The organism is Reyranella sp. (assembly GCF_965227665.1).
GTDB lineage: Bacteria > Pseudomonadota > Alphaproteobacteria > Reyranellales > Reyranellaceae > Reyranella.
On the sequence record NZ_OZ245767.1, the window covers coordinates 5,135,197 to 5,152,083 of the forward strand.

General features: G+C 67.0%; 18 protein-coding genes. 6 read left to right on the top strand and 12 right to left on the bottom strand.

Annotated features, from left to right (window positions below):
- On the top strand, nt 1-1,587 hold the full coding sequence (locus ACO07I_RS24800) for an FAD-dependent oxidoreductase (protein ID WP_422012174.1): 1,587 nt from the start codon (nt 1-3) through the stop codon (nt 1,585-1,587).
- The gene (locus tag ACO07I_RS24805; protein WP_422012176.1) at nt 1,580-2,266 is read left to right on the top strand and encodes an aspartate/glutamate racemase family protein; all 687 of its coding nucleotides are present in this window, start codon (nt 1,580-1,582) and stop codon (nt 2,264-2,266) included. The genes ACO07I_RS24800 and ACO07I_RS24805 overlap by 8 nt, the downstream gene beginning before the upstream one ends.
- Here ACO07I_RS24805 and ACO07I_RS24810 read toward each other — a convergent pair.
- The 4 genes from ACO07I_RS24810 to ACO07I_RS24825 are packed head-to-tail and all read right to left on the bottom strand — an operon-like array spanning nt 2,250 to nt 6,091.
- Complete coding sequence (locus ACO07I_RS24810) at nt 2,250-3,569, bottom strand: TRAP transporter large permease (protein WP_422012178.1); 1,320 nt, start codon at nt 3,567-3,569, stop codon at nt 2,250-2,252. The two genes, ACO07I_RS24805 and ACO07I_RS24810, sit on opposite strands and share 17 nt — an antisense overlap.
- Entirely contained in the window at nt 3,569-4,126 is a 558-nt protein-coding gene (locus ACO07I_RS24815) for a TRAP transporter small permease (protein ID WP_422012180.1), read from the bottom strand. The genes ACO07I_RS24810 and ACO07I_RS24815 overlap by 1 nt, the downstream gene beginning before the upstream one ends.
- A gap of 13 nt (nt 4,127-4,139) precedes the next feature.
- Nucleotides 4,140-5,108: a TRAP transporter substrate-binding protein gene (locus ACO07I_RS24820; protein WP_422012182.1), complete on the bottom strand. Its 969-nt coding sequence runs from the start codon at nt 5,106-5,108 to the stop codon at nt 4,140-4,142.
- A 47-nt stretch (nt 5,109-5,155) separates the two neighbouring features.
- Complete coding sequence (locus ACO07I_RS24825) at nt 5,156-6,091, bottom strand: hypothetical protein (protein ID WP_422012184.1); 936 nt, start codon at nt 6,089-6,091, stop codon at nt 5,156-5,158.
- 34 nt (nt 6,092-6,125) lie between these two features.
- Between ACO07I_RS24825 and ACO07I_RS24830 the strand changes: the two genes are divergently transcribed.
- From ACO07I_RS24830 to ACO07I_RS24840, 3 genes are read left to right on the top strand one after another with little or no spacing between them, the layout of a single operon-like run.
- Nucleotides 6,126-6,674, top strand: a complete 549-nt coding sequence (locus tag ACO07I_RS24830; protein ID WP_422012186.1) for a hypothetical protein — start codon at nt 6,126-6,128, stop codon at nt 6,672-6,674.
- A 57-nt stretch (nt 6,675-6,731) separates the two neighbouring features.
- A complete protein-coding gene (locus tag ACO07I_RS24835; protein ID WP_422012188.1) occupies nt 6,732-7,106 on the top strand; it encodes a hypothetical protein in 375 nt (124 codons plus the stop codon).
- 57 nt (nt 7,107-7,163) lie between these two features.
- The gene (locus ACO07I_RS24840) at nt 7,164-7,610 is read left to right on the top strand and encodes a DUF3617 domain-containing protein (RefSeq protein ID WP_422012190.1); all 447 of its coding nucleotides are present in this window, start codon (nt 7,164-7,166) and stop codon (nt 7,608-7,610) included.
- Between the two features lie 12 nt (nt 7,611-7,622).
- Here the strand turns inward: ACO07I_RS24840 and ACO07I_RS24845 are convergent, their stop codons facing one another.
- The 8 genes from ACO07I_RS24845 to ACO07I_RS24880 form a co-directional block, all read right to left on the bottom strand.
- A complete protein-coding gene (locus ACO07I_RS24845) occupies nt 7,623-9,602 on the bottom strand; it encodes a response regulator (protein WP_422012192.1) in 1,980 nt (659 codons plus the stop codon).
- Nucleotides 9,599-11,350 carry an ATP-binding protein gene (locus tag ACO07I_RS24850; protein WP_422012194.1) on the bottom strand — a complete coding sequence of 584 codons (1,752 nt, stop codon included), beginning with the start codon at nt 11,348-11,350 and terminating at the stop codon, nt 9,599-9,601. Before ACO07I_RS24850 ends, ACO07I_RS24845 begins: the two co-directional genes overlap by 4 nt.
- Nucleotides 11,347-12,357, bottom strand: coding sequence for an ATP-binding protein (locus tag ACO07I_RS24855; protein WP_422012196.1), 1,011 nt, complete (start codon nt 12,355-12,357; stop codon nt 11,347-11,349). Before ACO07I_RS24855 ends, ACO07I_RS24850 begins: the two co-directional genes overlap by 4 nt.
- Nucleotides 12,354-12,755 (bottom strand): ATP-binding protein, encoded by a 402-nt coding sequence (locus tag ACO07I_RS24860; RefSeq protein WP_422012198.1) that lies wholly within the window; start codon nt 12,753-12,755, stop codon nt 12,354-12,356. The genes ACO07I_RS24855 and ACO07I_RS24860 overlap by 4 nt, the downstream gene beginning before the upstream one ends.
- Complete coding sequence (locus tag ACO07I_RS24865) at nt 12,739-13,128, bottom strand: STAS domain-containing protein (protein ID WP_298311008.1); 390 nt, start codon at nt 13,126-13,128, stop codon at nt 12,739-12,741. Before ACO07I_RS24865 ends, ACO07I_RS24860 begins: the two co-directional genes overlap by 17 nt.
- 10 nt (nt 13,129-13,138) lie before the next feature.
- On the bottom strand, nt 13,139-14,029 hold the full coding sequence (locus tag ACO07I_RS24870; RefSeq protein WP_422012200.1) for an STAS domain-containing protein: 891 nt from the start codon (nt 14,027-14,029) through the stop codon (nt 13,139-13,141).
- 142 nt (nt 14,030-14,171) lie between these two features.
- Entirely contained in the window at nt 14,172-14,750 is a 579-nt protein-coding gene (locus ACO07I_RS24875; protein WP_422012202.1) for an LLM class flavin-dependent oxidoreductase, read from the bottom strand.
- Nucleotides 14,714-15,241, bottom strand: a complete 528-nt coding sequence (locus ACO07I_RS24880; protein ID WP_422012204.1) for an LLM class flavin-dependent oxidoreductase — start codon at nt 15,239-15,241, stop codon at nt 14,714-14,716. The genes ACO07I_RS24875 and ACO07I_RS24880 overlap by 37 nt, the downstream gene beginning before the upstream one ends.
- A 91-nt stretch (nt 15,242-15,332) precedes the next feature.
- Between ACO07I_RS24880 and ACO07I_RS24885 the strand changes: the two genes are divergently transcribed.
- The gene (locus tag ACO07I_RS24885; RefSeq protein WP_422012206.1) at nt 15,333-16,859 is read left to right on the top strand and encodes a hypothetical protein; all 1,527 of its coding nucleotides are present in this window, start codon (nt 15,333-15,335) and stop codon (nt 16,857-16,859) included.
- Nucleotides 16,860-16,887: the final 28 nt, after the last annotated feature.

Genomic DNA, 16,887 nt, shown 5'->3' on the forward strand with positions numbered 1-16,887 from the left:
ATGGAGTACGACGTCATCGTGGTGGGCTCGGGCGCCGCCGGCCTGTCGGCGGCGCTGGCGGCCGCGCACGATGGCGCCCGCGTGATCGTGCTCGAGAAGTCCCGCTGGCTCGGCGGCACGACGGCGATGTCGGGCGCGGGCACCTGGGTGCCGTGCAACCATCACATGAGGGCGGCCGGCATCGAGGACTCGCCCGAGGAGACGATGCGCTACATCAAGGGCGCGGCGCCGCCCGGCTGGGAGGAGAGCGAGCAGGAGCTGTGGCAGGTGCTGGCCGAGCAATCGGCGCCGATGCTGCGCTTCCTGGAAGACGAGACGCCGCTGCGCTTCGAACTGGTCAACCATCCCGACCCCTATGCCGATTTGCCGGGCGGCAGGCCGTTCGGCCGCATGGTCTCGACCACGCCCCTCAGCAAGTTCCTTCTCGGCCGCTGGTGGAACCGCGTGCGGGCTTCGGTGAAGACGCAGCTCTTCACCTATCGCGAGCTGGTCGACGGCGTCCTCAAGTACCCGGTGCGCGGGGCGCTCGGCATGGCACCGACGCTTCTGTGGCGGCTGCTGACGGCGCGGGTCGGGGCGGGCAATGCGCTGGTGGTGGGGCTGGTGCGGGGCTGTCTCGACAAAGGGTGTCGCATCGAACTCGAAGCACCGGTCCACCGGCTGGTGATGGACGGCGATGCGGTGGCAGGCGTCGAGGCCACGGTCGGCGGCGAACGGCGCACGATCCGGGCGGCGCGCGGTGTCGTGCTGGCGACCGGCGGCTTCGACTGGAACCGCGACCTCATGGCCAAGCATTTCCCCGGCATCGACCTCACCGGTGCGCCCGACACCAACACCGGCGACGGCCAGGTGATGGCGGCCGAGGTTGGTGCCGAGCTCGCGCACATGGACCAGGCGCTGATCTCGCCCGCGACCTTCACGACCTACGAAGGCCGCCGCCACGCCCAGCCGCTGCTCGAGACTTACGCGCCGCACGTGATCCTGGTGAACCGCGACGCAAAGCGCTTCGTCAGCGAAGGCAGTCCGGCCCTCGGCGTCGCGATCGACGAGCGCGGCCCCGACGGACGTCACCGGCATCTGCCGGCCTGGCGGATCTTCGACGCGCGTTATGCCAAGGCGATGACGCTCTCCATGCACTTCGGCTCGAAGGAGAAGGGGTTCATTCGCAAGGCCGACACGGTCGAGGCGCTGGCCGCCCAGGTCGGGCTCGATCCGGCGGCGCTGCGCGCCACGGTCGACCGCTTCAACGGCTGGTCGAAGGAAGGCGTCGATCGCGACTTCCATCGCGGCGAGACGGTGTGGGAGCGCTTCTATACCAAGAACCGCGCGCTCGGCACGGTCGAGCAGGGGCCGTTCTACGCCGCGCCCTTCCTCTATGTGAGCCTCGGCACCAAGGGCGGTCCACGGACCGACCGGTACTGCCGCGTGCTGCGGCCCGACCGCAGCGTGATCGGCGGGCTCTATTGCGCGGGGATCGCGATGGCGAGCCCGATCGGCACCAAGTCGGTCGGCGCCGGCACGACGATCGGGCCCTGCCTCACCTTCGGCTACGTCGCCGGCCGCGCGATCGCGAAGCGCAATGTCTGATCGCGCGCCCCGTGGCCCGCTGGGCATCCTGATGCTCGATACCCGATTTCCGCGGATCGTGGGGGATGTCGGCAATGCGGCGTCCTACGACTTCCCGGTGATCTTCCGGACGATGCAAGGGATCGGGTCTGCCGATGCGGTGGCGGCGCATCCCGATAGGCCGCGCGTGTTGGCAGCGTTGAAGGCGAATGCCGAGGCGCTGGCAGCGGAGGGTGCGGTTGGGCTGGGGACGAGCTGCGGGTTCCTCGCGCTCTATCAGGACGATCTGGCGGCGGTGTCGCCGGTGCCGGTGGCGACCTCGGCGCTGCTGCACATTCGCAAGCTGGCGGGTCGCAAGGTCGGCGTGATCACAGCCTCGGCGAAGAACCTGACGCCGGCGCATTTTGCGGCGGTCGGCGCGCCCGGCGATACGCCGGTCGTCGGACTGCCCGAGGACAGTTCCTTTGCCGGCACGTTCCTGTGCAATGGGTTGACGCTCGATCGCGAAACGGTCGAGCGCGAAGTGGTGGCTGCGGGGCGTGACCTCGTGGCCCGGCATCCCGAGGTGGATGCGGTGGTGCTCGAATGCACCAACCTGCCGCCCTACAAGCCGGCACTGGAGAAGGCGCTGGGCCTTCCCGTGCTCGACGTGCTCGACCTGCTGAAGGACTTCTACCGCGAGGTCAGCGTGCAGCGTTGACCATCATATCCGGCAGGAAGCTGACGAGGCCCGGGAAGAAGTAGAGCAGCAGCAGACACAGCACCATGGTCAGGAAGAAGGGCAGCGAGACCTTGCCGATCCAGAAGATCGACTTGCCGGTCATGCCCTGCAACACGAAAAGGTTGAAGCCGACCGGCGGCGTGATCTGGGCCATCTCGACCACGATGGTGATGAAGATGCCGAACCAGATCTTGTCGATGCCGGCCTGTTCGATCATCGGCAGCACGATGGCAGCGGTCAGCACGATCATCGAGATGCCGTCGAGGAAGCAGCCGAGGATGATGTAGAGGACGGCCAGCACCAGGATCAGCATGCCGGGCGTCAGGCCCATCGCGTCAATCGTCTCGGCAAGGTGGCGCGGCAGGCCGGTGAAGCCCATCGCAAGCTTCAGGAACGAGGCGCCGGCCAGGATCAGCAGGATCATCGAGGTGAGGCGCGTGGCGCCCATCACGCTGTCCCAGAAGTTCCTGAGCGTCAGCCGGCGTTGCCAGAAGGCGATGGCAAAGGAGCCGATCACGCCGAAGGCGGCCGATTCGGTCGCGGTCGCGACGCCGGCATAGATCGAGCCCAGCACGAGAAGGATCAGCAGCACGACGGGGATCAGCGAGCTCGACTCGCGCAGCTTTTCCCGCAGCGGCATCGGCGCGTCGGGCGGCGGGATCTTCGTGGGGTTGAGCAGCGACCAGCCGGCCACATAGGCCATCATCAGGCCGGCCAGCAGGATGCCGGGAATGATGCCGGCCGCGAACAGCTTGGCGATCGAGACTTCCGCCTGCACGCCGTACACGATCATGATCAGCGACGGCGGGATCAGCAGGCCGAGCGTGCCGGCGCCCGACAGGCTGCCGATGGCGATGGCGTCAGGATAGCCGCGGCGACGCAGCTCCGGCACGGTCATCTTGCCGATGGTGGCGCAGGTCGCGGCCGAGGAGCCCGAGACGGCGGCGAAGATGGTGCAGCCGATGATGTTGGTATGGACCAGGCGGCCAGGCAGGCGCTGCATCCAGGGCGCAAGGCCGCGGAACATCTCCTCCGAGATGGCCGTTCGGAACAGGACCTCGCCCATCCAGATGAACAGGGGAAGGGCAGTCAGTGTCCAGGACGACAGGTCGGAGAAGACCACGGTCGCCATCGCATCGCCGGCGGGCTTGGCCGGCGCGAACATCCACATGACGGCGATCGACACGCCGATCATGCTCATGCCGATCCAGATGCCGGTGCCGAACAGGAAGAAGAGGGCGCAGATCGCGAGCAGCGCGATCTGGGCGTCGATGCTGCCCATCAGCGCTCCAGGCGGGCGGCTTCCTCGCCCGAAGGTTCTTCCATGAGGGGACCGCCCGTCGCGACCACGACGAGCTGTTCGACCACGGCGATGCACAGGACCACGGCACCGACCGCCATGCCGACCTGCGGGATCCAGAGCGGGATGACGATCAGTCCGGTCGAGACGTCGTTGATCTCGTAGGACAGCCAGCAGAGCTTGATCGAGAACCAGGCGAGATAGCCGGTCAGGAGGCTGCCGAGCACCAGGCACCAGATTTCGGCCAGGCGCCGCGGCGTTCCCTGGAGACGCTGCACGAACAGCGTGACCCGGATGTGCTCACCGCGGCCGAAGGTCGAGGCGAGCGCCAGGAACGCCGAGGCGAGCATGGCATATCCCGCGAACTCGTCGGCCGAACGCGCCACATAGGTGATCGGGTTGGGCAGGCCGAAGGTCTGCTCGAGCCAGAGGCCGACGCCCGGGCCGACCGAATAGAGCACGAAGACCAGGAGCAGCACCATGAAGATGCCGCCCAGGATCCCCGTCACCTCGTAGAGGGTCTTGAGCGCAGCGCGCACGAAAGTGGACGCCCTAGTTCTTGTTGTAGGCGTCGACTACGGCCTTGCCGTCGGCGCCGGCCTTTTCGAGCCATTCGGCGGTCAGCTTCTTGCCGAGCTCCTTGTACTCGGCGGCCAGCTTGGGCGAGGGCGGCTGCACCTTCATGCCGTTCTTGGCGAGCGTCTCCAGGAAGCCGGCGGAGAGTTTCTCGGCCTCGGCCCAACCCAGCGCCTCGGCCTTGGCGGCTTCGGCCAACACGGCCTTCTGGGTCGCGGGATCGAGCTTGTCGAAGGCGGCCTTGTTCATCAGCACGGCGTTCTTCGGCAGCCAGGCCTGGGTGTCGTAGAAGTGCGTGAGCTGTTCCCACACCTTGGAGTCGACGCCGGTGGCGCCAGACGAAATGAACGAATCGACCTTGCCGGTGGCCAGAGCCTGGCTGAGTTCGGCAGCCTGGATGGTGATGGGCTGCGCGCCGGTCAGTTCGGCGATGCGCGAGGTGCCGCGGTTGTAGGCGCGGAACTTCATGCCCTTCATGTCGGCGACCGAATTCACTTCCTTCTTGGCGTAGAGGCCCTGCGGCGGCCACGGCACCGCGAACAGGACCATCATGCCCTGGGCGGCCGCCTTCTTCTCCAGCACCGGCTTCTGCGCCGCCCACAGCTTCTTGGCCTCGGGGAAGGAGCTGGCCAGGAAGGGTACGACGTCGACGCCGTAGACCGGATCCTCGTTCTCGAAGTTGGAGACCAGGATCTCGCCGATCGGGGCCTGGCCCGTCTGTACGGCGCGCTTGATCTCGGGGGCCTTGAACAGCGAGGCGCCGGGATGAACGACGATTTCGAGCTTGCCGCCCGAGCTCGTCTTCACGGCATCGGCGAATTTCTGGAGGTTGAGGGTATGGTAGTTGGTGGCGGGATAGGCGGCCGGCAGGTCCCACTTGGTCTGGGCGAAAGCGGGCGCGGCGAACAGGGTCGCGGCGGTGGCGAGCAGAAGTCTGCGCTTCATGGTTGGATCTCCCGGTAAATTCCCCTGTCCGGATCGTTACAACGGCCTTAACGGGGCAGCAAGCGGCGGTAGAGTGGCTGCAGCAGGGCCGGGACGATGTAGATCGGAAACTGAACGGCGGCGATGAACAGGAAGATGTCGGGATCGGCTGTGGCCGGCAGCACTGCCATGAGCAGCGCGTTGTGGCGCCCGCCCGAGCAGTAGCCGACGGTGAGGGCGCTGCGCCGATCGAGGAACGGCCAGGTGGCGACCGCCATCACGAGATTGCACAGGAGCATTCCGGCGAAGGAACCGGCGATGAAGCCCGCCAGCTTCACGGGCTCCGTGATCGCGCGGGCCACGACGCCATCCATCAGCGGGATGGCGAACACCATCAGCACCACCACCGAGACGCCATCGAGGGTCGGACCGGCCTCGGCGAGGCGGGTCCCCAGCCAGCGGCGGATGACGAGCGCTCCGGCCATCGCCAGGGCGACGATCATCGCCAGCCTCAGGCTCAGCTCGAAGAGGCCGATCTTGAGGTCGAAGCCCAGCAGCCACAGCGCCAGCGGCGGCAGGGTGAAAGGCACCAGGAAGTTCGTGAACAGCGAGAGCAGCAGGGCGAGAGAGGAATCGAGGCGCAGGAAGGTGGCCGTCGTCGCCGCCGATATGATGCCGGGTGCCATGGCGCTGAGGCAGAGAGCCGTGACGAGGCTCGGCCACAGGCCGAGCCCCTGCCAGACCGGCCAGACGACGAGCGGCACCGCGACGAGGTTGAGGACGGCGAGTAGCAGCGCGGGACCGGGCCGGCGCAGCAGGGCGGAGAGGCGGCCCCAGTCCATCCGCGCCAGGGCCAGCATCAGCAGGATCACGACCAGCGGCAGCAGCAGCGGCCGCGCCGCGGCGGCGAGATCCTGGAACAGCAGGCCGAGCAGCAGGGAAAAGGGCAGGAGGGTGGTGGCGCGACCTCCCATGCGCTGCAGGACCGTCAGGAGCGGGTTCATTGAAGCCAGCGTAGCACGTGCTAGCCTGCCGCCGATGAACACTCTGCCCGGCGTCTGGCTCGACGATCTCACCCGACAGGAAGTCGCTTCCCGGTTCGACGGCAATGCCGTCGTTCTCGTCCCCGTCGTTTCGGCCGGCCCCCCGGCGCCCCATCTGCCGCTCAAGACGGCTGTACTGATCGCCCGTGCGCTCGGCCAGGGGCTGTTGCAGCGGTTGCCCGTCGTGCTGGCCCCCGTCATCGATGCAGACTCCTTCTCGCGCGAGAGGCTGGGACCGGTCCTCGGCGACCGTCTGGACGGGCTGAGGGCGCTCGGTGCGCGACGTATCGCGGTGCTCGAACTCTCGGCGTCACCGCTCGGGACACTGGAGGTTCCCGCGGAAGGTCTGGTGCGGGGCGGCGACCGCCTTGCCGACGAAGAGTATGTCACCTCCTGCCTGATGGCCCTTGATCCGCGGAGCGTGCGCATGCCCCTGCTGCCGGCCGGCTCCCGGAGCGAAGCCTTCGCGGGCGAACGCGGAATGTCGGCCGAGGTCGATAAAATCGCTGCTGCCGTCGTTTCGATGTGGCCCGATCTTATCTGACGATACTGTGCGGTGCTCTCTGGTGCCCTGGGCTCCGGACTGGCAAAAGATCCATCCATGCCACTGCACTGGATCGTCGACTCCAAGGAAAGGCTCGTGATCGTGACCGCCGAAGGCGCTGTCACCGGCGCGGAGCTCGAGGAATACATCGCGGCGATGAACGGCGCCGGCACGATGTCTTACCGCAAGTTGTACGACGGCAGCCGAGGCAATACCGATTTGACCGAAGAGGAGTTGCTGGCGATCGGTGTGCAGCTCCGGGCACGGCATACGACAGGCGACAGGCCGGGACCTCTCGCGCTCGTCTTGTCGCCTGACCAGTTCGAGCAGGTTTCCCGCGTGCTGGGCATCCTGGCCGCGGCCGACCGACCCATGCGGGTGTTTACTGCAATTGCGCCGGCACGGCACTGGATCGAGAGACTGCCGAAGTAGCGGCGCAACGAGCCAATATGGGCTATGGTTTCGGCTCAAGCGCTATCAGGAGTCTTCATGAGGTTGTTCTTGCTGCCGGCCGCTGTTGCCGTATCGATGATTGCCGTTGCCGCCGGAGCGCAGACGGCCATCCAGGCCGGCGAATGGGAGACGACGGAGAAGACCGAGATGGAAGGCATGCAGCCGATGCAGCCTTCGTCCAAGAAGGTCTGCCTTGCCGCCGACGAGGCCCAGCTCGAGCGCCTGCTGTTCCCGACACCCGACGAGATCAAGCAGCATGGTTGCAAGTACGAGCCGGGCGCCAAGAAGGCCGGCGTGCTCGCCGCCACGCTGACCTGCCCGCCCAACGACCAGACGCCCGGTGTCACGGCCAAGGCAGAGATCACCTACACCCAGACGAGCTACCAGGGCGTCGGCGAGCTGGTGGCGGCCGACAAGTCCGGCACGACGGTCAAGGGCAAGAGCGCGTTGAGCGGCAAGCGCCTCGGCGACTGTCCGAAATAGCGGCGGTCCGCCTCACAGGCGGTCGCGACCGAACAGACGCGACAGGCGCAGCTCGAGCGTGCTGCGCACGAACGGCTTCATCAGCAGTTCCGTCCCCGGACCCAGCGGCGTTGCGTTGGGCTGGGCGTAGCCCGTCATCAGGACGATTCGCACGTCGGGACGCACCTTGCGCATGTGGTCGGCGACCTGCCAGCCATCCGTCCCGCCCGGCAGGCCGATATCCGTCATGAGCAGGTCGACCGGATGCCCTGCATCGACATGGCTGCGCGCCGCCATGCCATCGGACGCCGTTGCGACCTCGAAACCGAGCTGACGCAGCGATTCGGCGACGTGCTCGCGCACGCCCTGCTGGTCTTCGACCACCAGCGCATGGCGGCCCTTGCCGTCGAACAGACCTTCGTCCGGTACCGACTCGCGCACGACGGCGGTGCCTTCCGGCAGGCGGGGCAGGGACAGGCGGACGGTCGTACCCTTGCCCTCGGCCGATATCAGGTCGAGCGCGCCTTCGGACTCGGCCATGAAGCCCGCCACCTGGGCGAGGCCGAGGCCGGTGCCCTCGCCGTGTCGCTTGGTCGTGAAGAACGGCTCCACGGCGCGCCGTTGCGTCTCTTCCGACATACCGATGCCGGTGTCCGACACGGTGAGCAGAACCCGATCGCCTCGCGACAGGGTGCGGATGACCAACTTGCCGCCGCCCGGCATGGCGTCGCGTGCATTCACCGCGAGATTCAGCAGTGCATTCTCGAGCTGGTTGGAATCGATCGTGACCAGCGGCAGGTCCTCTTCGAGGTCGATCTCGAGCTGGATGCTCTCGCCGATCGTGCGGTGGAGCATGTCGATCAGGCCGCCGACCAGGACGTTCAGACTGGCCGGCTTGGGATCGCTGGGCTGGCGACGGGCGAAAGCCAGCAGGCGGTGGGTGAGCGCCGCCGCCTGGGTGGCGGCCTGCATGACCAGATCGGCCCGGCGATGTTGTGCCGCCTCAGTCGCGGGCAGCGCCTTCTTCAGGGACTCCGTTGAGCCCAGCACGACCGTCAGCATGTTGTTGAAGTCGTGGGCGATGCCGCCGGTGAGTTGACCGATCGCCTCCATCTTCTGGACCTGCCGCAGGGCGGCCTCGGCCTGCTGGCGCTCCTCGATCTCGGCGCGCAGCCGGCGGTTGGCTTCCGTCAGCGCGCCGGTGCGCACCGCGACCTCGCGCTCGAGCCAGGCATTCGTGCGCTCCATGGCGTCCTGCTGCGTCTTCTCGACGGTGAGATCGCGAAGCACCAGGATGAACCCCTGGCCCGTTCCGCCGCGCGCCCGCAGCGGTGCCATCACGCAGCTGGCCCAGATCGGTCGTCCGTCCTTGCGAAGGTGCCACCGGTTCGAGGTCACGCTTGCTTCCGTCGCGGCCCGCTGACGTTCCGTATGGGGCACGCCGCCCGAAACGTCCTCGGGCGTGTAGATCGAGTCCGCCGACTGACCCAGCGCTTCCGTTTCCGTCCAGCCGAGCACGCGATGAGCGCCCTCGCTCCAGCTCTGGATCAGGCCGTTCTGGTCGACCGTGATGATGGCGTGGTCGACCACGCTCTGCACGATCATGCGATAGAGCTCATTGCTCTGTTCCGCCGCCTGTTCCGCACGCTTCAGGCGCAGCAGGGCGCGGATGGTGGCGAGCAGTTCCGAGGGCTCGACCGGCTGGCTGAGATAGGAATCGGCGCCGCTGTCCAGGCCGACCGCGCGGTCCTGGGGGGCGACGAAGGAGGCGGAGATCTGCAGGACGAGGAGCTGGATGTCCTGCTTCTTGATGAGGCGGCAGACCTCGAAGCCGTTGATGTCGGGTAGCTTGACGTCGAGCAGCACGAGGTCGGGGCGTTCCCGACGCGCCACTTCCAGCGCCTCGATGCCGGTCCGCGCCTCGATGACTTCGTAGCCGCCCTGGCGCAGCAAACGGGTCTTTATGTATCGACCGGATTCGTTGTCGTCGACATTGAGGATCAGCGGCTTCAAGGCTCACCGCCCTTCTTCATGGCCTGGACCACGTGGCCGGCAAGGATGGCGCGCGACAGGTTCGACTTGGAGAGGATTCCCACGGCGCCGCGCAGCCGCTCATGGTGCTCCGGTCCCAGCAGCGACGAGGTGAGGATCAGCACCGGAATGTGTGCGGTAGCGGGATCGCCCTTCAGGGAGCGGAAGACCTCGAAGCCGGTGAGGCCGGGCAAATGGAGGTCGAGCAGGATGAAGTCGGGCATCTCGACCTGTGCCAGCCGGAGCCCCTCCGTGCCGTCCGCCGCCTCGATCAAGGCCCACGGGCCTTCGCTGCGCAGCATGTGGGTCAGCACGTAGCGGGTGCTTTCCTCGTCGTCGACGATCAGCACCTTGCCCATGCCCTCGGCAGCCACGACGCTTTCGAGGGAGGCGCCCGGCAGGACGGCGGGGAGATCGAGGATGAAGGTCGATCCTTCTCCAGCCTCGCTCTCGACCGTGATGACGCCGCCCAGGATGCCGGCGAGTTTTCGAGACAGCGGCAGTCCGAGGCCGGAGCCCTTGGTGCGGGTCTGGAGCGGGTTCCGGATCTGGACGAACTCGTCGAAGATCCGCTCGCGTTCCTCGTCCGGAATGCCGATGCCGCTGTCGCGAACCGCGAACTCGACGCGGCCCCTCACCGGCGTGGCAACGGTCACGCTGACTTCGCCGCGTTCGGTGTACTTGAGGGCGTTGGAGACGAGATTGCGCAGGATCTGCTGGAGCTTGCCCTCGTCGGTGTAGAGCATCAGGCCCCCGGTGAGATCGCGGAAGACGAGATCCACGTCCCCGCTGTTTTGCAGAGGCTTCATGATTCCGCGCAGCGCCGAAAGAAGCTCGGCCACCTCGATCTTCACAGGATGCAGATCGATGCGGCCGGCCTCGACCTTGGCGAGGTCGAGCAGGTCGTTGACGAGTCGGGTCAGCGTGTCCGCCGACTGGCGGACATAGGACAGCTGCCGCTGCTGTTCTTCGTTCAGCGGCCCGTCGGTCTGGTCCGCCAGCATGCGGGTCAGCGCCGTGATCGAGTTGAGCGGCGTGCGCAGCTCGTGGCTGACGGCCGACAGGAACTGGCTCTTGACCTCGCTGGCGCGCTTCAGGTCGTCGGCGCGTTGCTCGAGTTCGGCATAGAGCGCCAGGACGCCACGATTGGTGCTGTCGAGTTCGGCATTCAGTTCAGCGAGCTCCGCCCGCGCTGTTTCGAGATCGGCCATGGTCGTGAGCAGGTCGCGGTTCTGCGCCAGCACCTCCTCGACCAACACCTCGGGGCCCGACCGTGCAAGGTCCGCCGCCACCCGGCCGACCGACATGTCGTTGGCGGCCGCCCCGCGCGGCAGATACTTGCCAAAGCGCACGAGGGTGCCCGACGGACCGCTGTCGATCTCGAACTGGTCCATCAGTCTCCGCGTGCCCACCAGGCCGATGCCCATGCCGGTCGGCGAGACATAGGTGCCGCCCAGAATGGTCTCCAGGTCGGCGATGCCCGGTCCCTGGTCGCGAAACGCCATGGTGAGCGCCTGCGCAGGCGGATCGCCGTTCAGGGCAAAGGACAGGCCGCCGCCGCCGCCGTACGTCACGGTGTTGCGCGCCACCTCCGACACCGCGGTCGCGATGGAGGTCTGCGTCTGCCGGTCGAACCCCACGAGGCGCGCGATGTGCCGGGCGCGCTGGCGGGCCCTTACGATGTCCTGCTCCGTATCGAGGCGCATGCTGTAGAGTGTGGCCCCGTTCATGGCGCCCGCCTCAGCACAAGGACCGTGGCGTCGTCGCGCCCGCGCGTCCCGTCGCGATAGAGGATCGCCGCAATCAGCGCCGGATGGCGTGCCGCCAGCCCGGGATAGCGGTCCAGCGACCAGTTCGTCCCGATGCCATCGGAGTGCAGCACCACCACCAGTCCCGGGCCGTCGCATGGATAGACGAACTCCCTGACCTGCCCCGCAGTATGACCGGCGATGCCGTTCATCGAGACGAAACGCCGAACCTGTCCGCCCGCCGCGGCGAGACCTGCAATGTTGCCGATACCGCAGAAGGTTATGGACGAGGCGGCCAGGTCGACGTTGGCAATACCGATGGCGGCGCCGCGCGTCGCCCGCAGTCCGGCATGGATCCTCTGTGCGGCCGTGACGGTCGAAGCGATCAGGTTCTTCTGGAACACGTCACACGCCGCGGCGGCGGCCTGGTGGGCCGCTATGCCATGACCGAGTCCGTCGACCACCAGCAAGGAGACCACGCTGCCGGCCCGCACGACCGCCACGCCATCGCCGCAGACGAGCTCGTCGGGCTTCGGTACGGAGACGGAACCGACCAGAGCGAGCGTCTCGGGAGGCGTCCGTCGACCCGGCCACAGTCGAACGAAGATCGCGGTGCCGCGACCCGGGGCCGATCCGGTCTGCGAGTATATGTCGAACTCGTCGGCCTGCCGGCGGATGGCGCCGAGACCCACGCCGGCCGAGCCATAGGTCGAGACTCCGTCGGTCAGGCTGTAAGCCACGTCCGCCATGCCGGGGCCGCTGTCGATCGAGATGATCTCGAGCCCCTTGCAGTCCGCCGCGGCGACCTCGCGCACCAGGAGTTGGCCGCCGCCGGCGTGCCGCGCCACGTTCGTGGCCATCTCGAGCGCAACGAGCGCCGCGCGCCCGATATCCGGCTCGCTGAAGCCGCAGGACCGGGCCACGCTTTCCGCCTCGCGGCGGGCCGAATTCGTGTGGCTGGTGTCGGGTACGGGCAGCAGGCGGTTCATCGCTTCCACCGGGCGATGGTTACCGTCGTGCCGGCGCCGACCGTACTCTGTATGTCGAAATCGTCGACCAGGCGGCGCGCGCCGCCCAGTCCGTGGCCAAGTCCGTTTCCCGACGTGAAGCCGTCGGTCAGGGCCTGCTGGATGTCCGGGATGCCGGGGCCTCGATCGCGGAATACCACCCGCACGCCGCGGCGTTCCGCGATGATGGTCTCGATGTCGGCATGACCGCCCTTGCCGTAGTCGAGCGTGTTGCGGGCCAGTTCGCTCGCCGCGGTGATCAGCTTCGTCTGGTCGACCAGGGACAGGCCGATTTCCGTCGCGCGAACGCGGACCTTCTGACGGACCCGCACGACGTCGTCGCTCGAGGTGATCGGCAGGGTATCAGTCGTCGTCGGCATCGTCCGCCGCTTCGCCCGCGGCCGACACGCCGCCAATGAGGGCAAGGCCGCGCTCGGCATTGAGCGCGGTCTTCACCCCGGGCAGGCCAAGGCCGAGCTCGACCAGCGTGATGGCGACTTCCGGACGCATGCCGACGACCACCGTGTCGGCATCGAGCAGGCGGGAAACGTTGGCGATGTTCGCCAGCATCCTCCCGATGAAACTGTCGACGATCTCGAGTGCGGAGATGTCGATGAGGACGCCGCGGGCGCGATGCTGCACGATCTTCTCGGTGAGATCGTCCTGAAGACGCGTCGCGAGCTGGTCATGCATGTCGACCTGGATCGTCACGAGGAGTGCCGACCCGATCTTCAGGATGGGAATGCTGTCCATGACGCCGGGCTCAGCCGCGCGTCTCGGCGGGCTGCTCGTGCGAGGCGGTGGATGAGTGCGCCTTGACCTTGGTGACGACGCGACCCGTGCGCCGGAGCGCCAGCGCCAGCGCATCGGCCAGGGTGGCCTTCGATACGACATTGAGGTCGACGCCGAGCTGGACGATCGTCTGCGCGATCTGCGGGCGAATGCCGCTGATGATGCAGTCCGCTCCCATCAGCCGGGCGGCCGAGACCGTCTTGAGCAGGTGCTGGGCCGTCAGCGTGTCGACCATCGGCACGCCCGTGATGTCGAGGATCGCGATCTCGGCACCGGTCTGGACGATGGTCTCCAGAAGGTTCTGCATGACGACCTGGGTGCGGCCGCTGTCCAGCGTGCCGATCAACGGGAGGGCCACGATGCCATCCCAGAGCTTCACGACGGGCGTGGAAAGCTCCTCGATCTCCTTGCCCTGCCGGGCAATCAGCTCCTCGCGCGTCTTCTGATACGTCTCGACAGAAAACAGGGCGAGCCGATCGATCAGTTCGCTGACGCTCGAAACCAGGTCGAACGCGTGCTCGGGTTTCGTCCTCGTGCGCACCTGCTCGAACAGGGGCCGCTTCAGCGACAGGACGAAGGTGGCGGTCTCGGTCGGGGAGAAACCCTGCAGCGCCCGGGTTCGCGAAAAGACTTGCAGCACATCGCGCACGTCTGCGTATTCGGCGCCGCGCATGTCGCTCGAACTGCCGTGCGCGACAGCCTTGGCGAGGGCGTCGAGCACGGCTCGACCCTGGCTCTCGGCTTCCTGCCGCGTCATCCGGATTTCCCCGACATTCAGGGTCGAAATCCAGCTGGCGAGGATGTCGCTCTCACGCCCGGCAAAAAGGCTCGCCAAACTCTGGCTTTCGTCGGTAATGGCCAAGTTCTCCCCCTAACTCCAGGCATGAACCCGGCAGAGAGCTGGGGCCACCACAGGCTAACGCGAGCGCCGCCTTTCGGTTCCGGCGGCCGCCGTAATTAGTCGGGAGAAACGCGGCGGTCTGTACGTTGCCAGACGCAAGAGCTCAGGTGGCGTGAAAAGCGGGCATCACCTTTTCCCCGAAGCGGCGCATCGAAGCCAGATTCTGAGCGTGGCTCATGGCACCGAAGCCGGTCTGGCAAAGGAGGTGCTGCACACCGACATCGCGGAGTTCCGAAACCTGGTCGCGTACCCGTGCGGCGGAGCCGTAGAGACAGCCGGTGCGCAGAAGGAACGGCACCGCTTCCGAGTCCGGCACCTTCGGATCGGTCCAGGCATTGAGGGTCGCGGGCTCGGGCTCGAAATCGGCCGGGTTGTGCGCCTCGCGCACATGCATCATGTGGGCGCGCGTCTCGATCAGCAACGCGGCCAGCGTGTCCTCCGCCTCGGCGTCGGACTCGCCGACATAGACGTTGCGCCAGAGGGCGCTCCGGCGAAGCAGTTGCGCCTTGGTCTGCGTATCGTGACCGCCTTCGTCGATACCGGCGGCGTAGGTCGCCCAGCGCTCCTTGATGCGTTCGACCGGTAGGCGGGCGGTCAGGATCGGCATGCCGAGCCTGCCGCATTCCCGGAATGAGCCTGGCGAGATCACGCTGCGCCACAGGGGCGGACCGGGCTGCTGCACGGGCTTGGGCCGGATCGCCGGGACGTGCAGCTTGTGGAAGCTTCATCATAGTCAAGTGGCGACTCGGTCCAGGCGCGCTGCAGGATGTCGACCGTTTCCTCCATGCGCTCGCGGCTGTCGGTGCTGCGCATGCCGTGCCCGACGAACTCGTACTCGTTGTAGGCGGTGCCCTTGCCGATGCCGACGTCGATGCGGCCCTTGCTGAGATTGTCGAGCAGCGCCAGCTGGACGGCGAGGCGCACCGGATGATGGAAGGGGGTCTGGACCACGGCGAAGCCGAGCCGGACCTTGCAGGTCTTCATGGCGAGCGCCGCTGCGAACATCAGCGAATCGCAATAGACGCTTTCGCCGGTGAAATAATGTTCGGTCAGCCAGACGTCGGAAAAGCCCAGCCGTTCGGCCTCGCAGGCCTGGTCCACGATCTGGTCGATGCGGGCGCAGTCCTCCTCGGGCGAGGGTGACATTGCGAGTGTAAGCCAGCCGAACTGCATTGCGCTCTCCCTGTGACGCCCGCGATCTATACCATGCCCCGGATGCCGGTCCGTCTGGCTTCGCCCGGTGGGACGTACTAACAAGCATGGCGTGGCGACCGTCCTGAAGAACGCTCTTTTGATCCTCCTGTCCGTCGTGCTCTGCACGGCGCTCGCGGAGGGAATGGCGCGCTGGCTAGATGCCCAGGAGCCCAGTGCCGCGCTGAAATATATTGATGGGATCCCTTTGGCCGAGGGGGTGCAGCGGAGCTGGTTCGCCGATGATCCGCCGCCGCTGCCGAACCGGCGCGCGGTTTCGGCCGACGATGCCGAACTGGTGCGGCGGGTCGAGGCGAGCGGGGTGACCGACGGCACGCGGCGCGCCGACATGTTCAAGGTCTGGAACAGCGTCTTCGTCGGTCCCGATCCCTGCGCCCATCCCTACCTCAAGGACGCGCCGGGTCGGATCTACGTCTACGACCCTCCCGACGGCAGCCCGTGGCCGCGCTTCCGCTTCCTGCCCGACACGACCACACCGATCGGGCTGGTGACCAATGCCTATGGATTCCGTGGCGGTCCCGTCCCGCTCGCGCGCCAGCCGAGGACGATCCGCATCGCCTTCCTCGGCGCATCGACGACGGTGTCCTCCCACCACTTTCCCTATTCCTATCCAGAACATGTCGGCTACTGGCTCAATCAATGGGCCGCCGAGAAAAAGTTGGACCTTCGCTTCGAGGTCCTGAACGCGGGACGCGAGAGCATCGGGTCTCCCGACATAGCGGCCATCATGAAGAACGAGGTGGCGCCGCTCGCGCCGGATCTGGTCGTCTATTACGAGGGAGCCAACCAGTTCTATCTGGAGCCGCTGGTACCCGATCTTCCGCCGCGCCCCGCCAGACTGCCGGTTGCGACTCCGCCGCCTCCAGGCCTGTTCGCCCGCATCCTGGAGGATCTCAGCTACAGCTCCGCATTGGCCAGCCGCGTGAAGAATCTGCTCGCTCAATATGGTTCGCACGAGTCCCCATCGCCGGCCGGCACGGACAGCGCGCCGGGCGCCGACGGGCGCGAGTGGCCCAAGCCCGAGTACAGGCTGGTCTGGCCGGCGGGCGTAGACGAGACGGATCCGGACCTCGCGCGAAAGGACCTCCCGGTCACCCTGTCGGAGATCCTTGCCGATCTGGGCCGCATCGATGCCATGACCGAAGCGGTGGGGGGCGAACTGGCTCTGGCCTCCTTCAAGTGGCTCGTGACGGACGGGATGGTGCTCGATCCGGTGCGCCACCGCTTCATCCTGGAGTACCTGAATTTCGGCTATGCGCCGTTCCGCTACCGGGACCTCGAGCGGCTGGCGGTGTTCCAGAACCGAGTGCTGGCGAAGTACGCGAAGCAACACCGCATCGATTTCCTGGACCTCGCCCGGATGATGCCGTCCGACCCGGACCTGTTCGTCGATGCGATCCACGGCACACCCGAAGGGATTCGGTTGCGCGCCTGGATCATGCTGCAGCTCCTCGTGCCTGTGATCGACCGGCACCTGGCCGATGGCACCTGGCCGAAAAAGAGCTTCCCGGCCGTGCCGCCTCCCGCTCCCTACAAGCCGCGCGTGGTTACCTTCCAGTGCGAGCGCAAGGCGGGATAACCAGCCCGGCACGAAGGTTGCAGTCCAA

Bases quoted from the DNA above. Each gene is read 5' to 3' on its own strand.
- ACO07I_RS24805 (WP_422012176.1), top strand. From the start codon at position 1,580: ATGTCTGATCGCGCGCCCCGTGGCCCGCTGGGCATCCTGATGCTCGAT.
- ACO07I_RS24800 (WP_422012174.1), top strand. From the start codon at position 1: ATGGAGTACGACGTCATCGTGGTGGGCTCGGGCGCCGCCGGCCTGTCG.
- ACO07I_RS24825 (WP_422012184.1), bottom strand. From the start codon at position 6,091: ATGAACCCGCTCCTGACGGTCCTGCAGCGCATGGGAGGTCGCGCCACC.
- ACO07I_RS24835 (WP_422012188.1), top strand. From the start codon at position 6,732: ATGCCACTGCACTGGATCGTCGACTCCAAGGAAAGGCTCGTGATCGTG.
- ACO07I_RS24810 (WP_422012178.1), bottom strand. From the start codon at position 3,569: ATGGGCAGCATCGACGCCCAGATCGCGCTGCTCGCGATCTGCGCCCTC.
- ACO07I_RS24860 (WP_422012198.1), bottom strand. From the start codon at position 12,755: ATGCCGACGACGACTGATACCCTGCCGATCACCTCGAGCGACGACGTC.
- ACO07I_RS24855 (WP_422012196.1), bottom strand. From the start codon at position 12,357: ATGAACCGCCTGCTGCCCGTACCCGACACCAGCCACACGAATTCGGCC.
- ACO07I_RS24865 (WP_298311008.1), bottom strand. From the start codon at position 13,128: ATGGACAGCATTCCCATCCTGAAGATCGGGTCGGCACTCCTCGTGACG.
- ACO07I_RS24820 (WP_422012182.1), bottom strand. From the start codon at position 5,108: ATGAAGCGCAGACTTCTGCTCGCCACCGCCGCGACCCTGTTCGCCGCG.
- ACO07I_RS24830 (WP_422012186.1), top strand. From the start codon at position 6,126: ATGAACACTCTGCCCGGCGTCTGGCTCGACGATCTCACCCGACAGGAA.
- ACO07I_RS24840 (WP_422012190.1), top strand. From the start codon at position 7,164: ATGAGGTTGTTCTTGCTGCCGGCCGCTGTTGCCGTATCGATGATTGCC.
- ACO07I_RS24850 (WP_422012194.1), bottom strand. From the start codon at position 11,350: ATGAACGGGGCCACACTCTACAGCATGCGCCTCGATACGGAGCAGGAC.
- ACO07I_RS24880 (WP_422012204.1), bottom strand. From the start codon at position 15,241: ATGCAGTTCGGCTGGCTTACACTCGCAATGTCACCCTCGCCCGAGGAG.